Source organism: Candidatus Limimorpha sp., from assembly GCF_056203535.1.
In genome coordinates, this window is record NZ_JBADWU010000081.1 from 103,316 (window position 1) to 110,455 (window position 7,140).

At 50.4% G+C, this 7,140-nt stretch carries 4 protein-coding genes; 1 reads left to right on the forward strand and 3 read right to left on the reverse strand.

All coding sequences use genetic code 11. The features are described 5' to 3' along the window. Positions 1–8: 8 nt before the first annotated feature. From AC06MN_RS09635 to AC06MN_RS09645, 3 genes are all read right to left on the reverse strand, one after another. Positions 9–3,080 carry a T9SS type A sorting domain-containing protein gene (locus AC06MN_RS09635; protein WP_475672159.1) on the reverse strand — a complete coding sequence of 1,024 codons (3,072 nt, stop codon included), beginning with the start codon at positions 3,078–3,080 and terminating at the stop codon, positions 9–11. A 140-nt stretch (positions 3,081–3,220) separates the two neighbouring features. Next, the gene (locus AC06MN_RS09640) at positions 3,221–6,076 is read right to left on the reverse strand and encodes a hypothetical protein (RefSeq protein ID WP_475672160.1); all 2,856 of its coding nucleotides are present in this window, start codon (positions 6,074–6,076) and stop codon (positions 3,221–3,223) included. Positions 6,077–6,130: 54 nt separating this feature from the next. Then, positions 6,131–6,409: an XRE family transcriptional regulator gene (locus tag AC06MN_RS09645; protein ID WP_475672161.1), complete on the reverse strand. Its 279-nt coding sequence runs from the start codon at positions 6,407–6,409 to the stop codon at positions 6,131–6,133. A 356-nt stretch (positions 6,410–6,765) separates the two neighbouring features. Between AC06MN_RS09645 and AC06MN_RS09650 the strand changes: the two genes are divergently transcribed. Continuing rightward, on the forward strand, positions 6,766–7,140 hold a 375-nt coding region (locus AC06MN_RS09650; RefSeq protein WP_475672162.1), incomplete at its 3' end, for a PD-(D/E)XK nuclease family transposase.

Sequence of the window (7,140 nt, forward strand, 5' to 3'; positions counted from 1 at the left end):
TTCTCAATTTACCTCACCACATTCACCTTCACATTGGCCACGCCATTGCGTGTCATCACTTCAAGCAGATAGGGAGCCGGTGCGAAATCTCGCAGGTTCACCTCCACTCTATCGTCACCGTTCCCGTTGATTTCCTGCAACAGTTGTCCTTTCATGGAGTACATCCTGATGCGCATGATGCCCTCCGACTCAACGACCGTCTTGTATCTTGTAGGATTCGGATACACATTCACATGAATGGCTTCCTGTTCGCTGACATCGAAATAGCCTGCGTTGATGGTCTTCTGCACCTCTGAATAGCCACATTCGTTCCATGCCCGAAGGGTTAAGATAGCTGTTCCAGGATAAATCACCATCAATGTACAGCTTGTGCCTATGGTGTCCATCAGCCAGTCGGCGCCGGTCAACAACCATTCGTAATGCGTGGCATCAGGCACCGAGGCGGCTTCATAGTGATAGATGCCCGTCATCAAGTCCGTCGCCACAAACACATTCTCCTGACCTTCCATGATAGGTGTATCGGGGAAACGCTCCACCGTAAGCTGAAGATAAACCGTACTGTCGCAACCATCGGACGAGACAAACTGTCCTTCATAATACCCCGATGTCTCTATTTCATGCCCATCGAACCAGTAGGCACCACAATGCACGGTATCTATATAAACCTCGTAGGCATCGACGAGTTCAAAATGTAGGGTGACGATGCTGTCGCAGCCCTGGACGCTCTCGAAGGTCTGCTCATAGTCGCCCGTGGCGGTGTATTCCGTGCCGTTCCACTCGAAGCTGTCGCAGGCCTGGTGCTCCCATTCGCTCGTCAGCACGTCGTTGACGGTCAGATGCAGGGTGACGATGCTGTCGCAGCCGTGGACGCTCTCGAAGGTCTGCTCGTAGTCGCCTGTGGCGGTGTATTCCGTGCCGTTCCAAACGAAGCTGTCGCAGGCCTGGTGCTCCCATTCGCTCGTCAGCACGTCGTTGATGGTCAGGTGCAGCGTTACTATGCTGTCGCAGCCCTGGACGCTCTCGAAGGTCTGCTCATAGTCGCCCGTGGCGGTGTATTCCGTGCCGTTCCACACGAAGCTGTCGCAGGCCTGGTGCTCCCATTCGCTCGTCAGCACGTCGTTGACGGTCAGGTGGAGGGTGACGATGCTGTCGCAGCCCTGGACGCTCTCGAAGGTCTGCTCGTAGTCGCCTGTGGCGGTGTATTCCGTGCCGTTCCACTCGAAGCTGTCGCAGGCCTGGTGCTCCCATTCGCTCGTCAGCACGTCGTTGATGGTCAGATGCAGGGTGACGATGCTGTCGCAGCCGTGGACGCTCTCGAAGGTCTGGGTGTAGTCGCCCGTGGCGGTGTATTCCGTGCCGTTCCACACGTAGGAACCGCACGACTCCTGCGTCCATTCGTCGGTGAAGATGTCGTTGACGGTCAGGTGCAGGGTGACGATGCTGTCGCAGCCGTGGACGCTCTCGAAGGTCTGCTCATAGTCGCCCGTGGCGGTGTATTCCGTGCCGTTCCACACGTAGGAACCGCACGACTCCTGCGCCCATTCGTCGGTGAAGATGTCGTTGACGGTCAGGTGTAGCGTCACGATGCTGTCGCAGCCGTGGACGCTCTCGAAGGTCTGGGTGTAGTCGCCCGTGGCGGTGTATTCCGTGCCGTTCCATGTGAACGCCTCGCACGCTTGATGTTCCCATTCGCTTTCCAACACGCCATTGACGGTAAGGTTCAGCGTGACGATACTGTCGCAACCGGTTGAGGCCTCGAAAGTCTCGGTGTATTGCCCCGACTCGGTATAGACGTGACCGTTCCAAGTGTAGGTGCCACAGGTGGTGTCATTGATAATATGCGTAATGTCGTGGTTGACGATAAGATACATCGTAACCACGCTGTCGCAGCCGTGCTGGTTCTGCAAGGTCTGTTCGTATGTGCCGCTTTCGGTGTAGGTTTCGCCATTCCAGATGAGGCTGTTGCAGGTCTCTCGTTCAATGGTTCGGCTACTCACCGGCAGCACACTCAAGTTGATGGTGACGATGCTGTCGCAGCCCGAAGCGGCAGTGTAGTACTGATGGTAAGTACCCGCCACGGAATAGGCATAGCCGTTGTAATAAAACGCATCATTCTCGCAGGTTGAGCCATTGATGCTTGGTCCCGTGACAGACCCTCTCTTATAAAGGTGCAGGGTGAGCGTAGCCTCACATTCGCCATTACCTATCTCTCGCGTGAAAGTGGCTTCGCCTTGGGTTTGGGTCTGTTGCGGCGTAAGGGCAAAGCCATAGCCTTCGTAGGCATAGCCGGCACACACGGTATCATAGACATGCTCGGTGCCCGAAGGGTTGACATACACGGTTTGTTCCGCCGTGGCCGAACAGCCGAACTCCGTGACGGCGGTTACGGTGTAAGTGGTGGTTTGCGTAGGCGACACATTAATATATGGTGTGGTTGCCCCCGTGTTCCAGTAATAGTAGAGCGTGGTGTCGTACACTACGGGTGGACTATTTTCGAAATCGTGAATGGCGCGAACCATATAATTACTTGTCTTTGTAATTTCATAACTCAATCCTTCCCAAAAACGAATGTTACTTGCGCGAGATGCATCATTTTCAGTACTGCTCCAATAAAAGCCATTTACGCCTTCCAAAGTAGTGCCTCCAGCAGATTCTATGACATCTTCAATCAAGCCAAGATTAGCATAAAGTATACGCAATTGCCCAATCGCAGGCAGATACCATCCATGTGCAAAATCCACTTTGCCGGCGGCATACGATGGATTGTTATTCTGGTAAGCCCTTATTTTTTGGGTATTGCCATAACCATCAATTTGGTTTAGCATCATCGGGTCTTCATGACCAGAAGGATACCAATTTGAAAGGGTCGGAATATCGCCGGAAGTTCCCCAACGACAGCTTGTGGAAGCATCGGTAAGCGCCACCATCCATCCTCCACTGCCATCGGGTTTGACATAAAACACTACGCCACGGCTACCATCATCGTTGGTAATGACATCGCCTATCTTATAGTTCTGTGCCAAAACAGAATCTGCCACAAATCCCATCAAAAACAATATGAGTAAATATTTTATTTTCATAGTTTTACTATTATTTTCATCCCCTTCTTGGAAGCACCGACTGCATCTCTCCTCTTTATAACTTTTTTCATCACCATCATTCCATTGATAAACTATATGCTCGAAATTACTCATTTATAACTTCAAACTAATTGTTAAATTTAAAAATCGGACACACTTCGAACTTTAAAATGAGAAAGATTAGTATGATTATTAGTCTTATAATATCCATTATTTACCATACCACTATCAAAAAAATCCCAATAAGTATTAGCATTACATTCCGATGAAGAATAATATACCCACATGGTATTCATGTCAAAAAGTGTGCCTCCTACAGCAGCAAGCCCTGCATTTACTTCAACCAAATTTCCATAAAGGACGTTTAGTTGCCCGATTGCCGGCAAATACCATCCGTTGACAAAATCGACAGCGTAAGCTACCGGATATGTAGATGAATTGCCAAAATTGCGTATCGCCTGAGTGTTACCGAACCCATCAAAGTCCTTAATGGCCTCACGGTCAGTACTGAAATTAGGGAGCATAGGGATGTCAACACATTCAGTACTCCATCTTGAACCAGTAGCTTGGATCTCTAGGTGTATCATCCAGCCATGCTGTCCCGTATCGTCAACATAGAACACGACGCCTTTGGCGGTCTTGCCACAAGGCCAATCCGTACGCTTCACAATGCTGCCGTCGGTGCAAACAATGTCGCCAATGGCCACTCCAACTTGTGTAAAAGAGGCATTATCACCCAAGGCATGTATGGTGGTGGAGCCGCCATCGCAAATCACGGTGGGTTCGGCCTGCGTGGTGAGGGTGGGCGTGCCCGTCACAAGCAGCTGCAGCACTCTAATGCTGTCGCAGCCCGAAGCCGTGGTGTAGCTGTTGGTGAAAGTGAACAGACCCAAGCTGTCCTGTCTTGGCAAATGGAAGCCATAGGCATCGTAGGTGTTGCCGCTGCAAAGGCTGTCGCTGAAAAGGAAATGGTAGGTGGGTTGGGGTGTCACGGTTATGGGCAGCGTGCCGGTGCCGCAGTCGTTGGTGCCATGCAGGGTCAAGGTGACTGGCGTGGTGGTGGTGAAGCTCACTGCCAGCGAAGCACTTTGCTCGCCTCCTATCACCGTCACGCCGCTTGGCACGTCCCAATGGTATTGCGTTCCCTGTTGCACATGGGCAAGGCTATAGGTAATAGGCTCAAGGGTGCAGGGCGTAAGGTCGCCGTTGATGGCATCGAGCTGCAAGGCCTCGTGTACGGTCAGGTCAAGCACCTTGCGTTGTTCGCAGTTGCCAGAACCTGCAATAATGGTATCAAAGCGGAAAGTGTTCAGGCCAGGGTAGGCGGCAAGACTATCGGCAATGCGTTGTGCACTTATTGAGAAGCCATTGCCAGTGTAGGCATTGCCCTCGCATACGTCGTCTCTCAGCTCTATTTCATCAAACCTGGTAGTATGTACCATGGTGCGTAAAGTATCTTTGACATTACCCGAACGAGTGAGCACGGCGTAGGCTAACCAGTCGCCTGCAACGCCGTAGGTGTGATAGACAGGGGTGCCGTTGGCCGTGGCACCGTCGCCGAAATGCCAGTTCACGGAAGAATAGTTGTAGTTGGCCGTCACGCTGAATTTTATGTTGTCGTCCTTGCAGACATAGGTTCCATTTGGAAGCATGTAGTTGGGTATGTCGTTCACCTCGATAGCAGCATTGAGGTCGGCCACGTTGGAGCCTACCGAGTAGGCATAACTCTCACAGAAACCCAAGCCATACACATGTGCCACGAAACCGCCCTTGCGGTTACTCAGCTGGTGCGCATTGTCCGAAACCTGAATCTTGGCGTAGGCGTATTCGGGCTTGGCCGTCAGCACTTGAAACTGGTCGGAGATGTCTGCACCGTCCAGACGCATTCCAATCACATGCTGGGTCTGCGTCACCACATTCACGAAATGGTAGCGCGAAGTGCCTGACGAGAAGGTGCCGAAAGTGGTTTCGTGTATCTGCTGCTCGACAGGACTGACTATCACCATTGATGGGTCGCCGTTGGAACCGCCATAACCCGCCCCCGTGAAATAAATATAGGTGCAGGCCGGCTGTGTGGTCTCTATGAAGACGGCGTCTTCCGTGGAGTTCAGCTCGAACTGGTAGGTCTGTCCAGCGTTGATGGTAGCCAAGGTGGTCCCGTTTTTCTTCACTTGGCAGTTGTTGGCCGAAGCCGTTACTCTTACGATATCCTTGCTGCGCATACTGGATGTGGTCACGATGAACTGCTTGCCCCAATAGGCCACCGGCCAGTCCTGTTCCACGAGGTGGTCGCAAGCCAAATAACCTTCGGGAATGTATTCGCAGACATTGCCGCTGAAAACAGCAATCTTGCGTCCGTTGCGGGCCTTCACTTGCGAGCCGGAGAGGTCGCCACCTCTCACCGAGGCAATCTGATAGCATTGTCCCGCATCCAAAGTCACGCTGAACTGCTGGTTGGCCTGTTGCCCGTGAGCAGTGGCGCATTTTGGAGTAATGTCAACGGTGGTGCCATTCTGGGTCGCCACAATCAGTGCCTCACAGTTGATGAGGGCACCTTCGTAGGTCTGCAAGACATACTCGTCGCGCAAGGCAGTCGTTGGCAACACGTTGGTGACATCGAACGAACAGGTGGTGAAGTTGGAAGCATACAGCGAGATGGTGTCGGTAGCGGTCACATGAAGTCCTGTGTTCACCGCCTCCCCCGACCTTGTCGTGTAGGCCTGGGCCAAAGGTATGTTCACCCTTGTGATGCTGCCGGCCGTCACCGTGAAGTTCGTGCTCCAGCCTGTCCTCGGGTTTGTCACCGTTCCCGAACAATTATCTGACCCGGTTATAATCAGTTTCGTCTCTATCCCATAACCTTCATCATAGCTGTTCATAAACGAGACCCAAAAATCCCTGCCCAGCGTTGAGGGCGACTGTGTCCAGCCCGAAGCCGTGCAAAGCCACAAGGCCCATAGCAGGGAAAAACGGTGTAGTATCCTATGTCTATTCATCTTATTATTATTTCGAATGAAAAAGAAACTGCAAAATTAGACTTTACAATCAAATCAACGATTATCTGAGATGGCATATTTCACTTGTTTTTTTGTGGCATTATTTACCACGTCAGGATTGTAAATCTCCAACTTTTCCGAACAATCCTTCAGGAAATCGTGCTGTAGCAGTTCGGAAATCTGCATGAGCAATGCTAAGTCGATGCTTCGCTTTTTTAGCATTTTGTAAGTGTTGCTGCGATCACTGTGAATGGCATCGGCAAACCAGACGACGCTGCATCCCTGCCGTTTCAGTTCCTTACGGATGTCTTCTCCAATGTTAATGTCTTTCATAAGCCAATTATTAGGTCTTTCTATTATGGTTAGACTTTTTTTCCGCTTACATTAGTCACTTGTGGTGAAATTTTTTTGTGGCAAAATTTACCCTATTTGTTTTTTAGTGAGAATTAAAAAACAACCTGTAACGGTAATAGCTTTTTTTTGCTTCGCTAAACGCTAATTACAATCGCCTATATATCAGTTTAATTTATGGAGATTCATGTATAATTCTTGGAAATTCGTGTTTATAAAAACGATATTGATATGTGTTAGAATTGTCTCAACTTATTATTTTATTGTTACTTAGGTGAAAATGCGGTCTATTGCCATTTTCACAATTATTGTTATATTTGCAGCCAAATTCAAGAACTATGGCATACGACAAGTACATCCGCTTCGATTGGGCGGCAAAGAAAATCCTCCGCGACAAGGCAAACTTCAGCATCCTTGAAGGGCTGATTACGGTTTTGCTCAACGACGAAACGAAAATCGTGGAGATATTGGAAAGCGAAAGCAACCAGTCCGATCCTGACGACAAGTATAACCGCGTCGACATCAAGGCACGGAACAGCAAGGGCGAAATCATCCTCGTCGAGATACAGCAAACGCGCGAGGTGTATTATCTGGAGCGTATCCTTTATGGAGTCGCCAATGCCATCACCGAGCACATCCACAAGGGAAACAAGTACGACCAAGTGAAGAAAGTGTACTCCATCAGCATCCTGTATTTCGACCTTGGCAAGGGC

Coding starts and splice junctions, on each gene's coding strand:
- AC06MN_RS09635 (WP_475672159.1), bottom strand. CDS start 3,080: ATGAAAATAAAATATTTACTCATATTGTTTTTGATGGGATTTGTGGCA.
- AC06MN_RS09645 (WP_475672161.1), bottom strand. CDS start 6,409: ATGAAAGACATTAACATTGGAGAAGACATCCGTAAGGAACTGAAACGG.
- AC06MN_RS09640 (WP_475672160.1), bottom strand. CDS start 6,076: ATGAATAGACATAGGATACTACACCGTTTTTCCCTGCTATGGGCCTTG.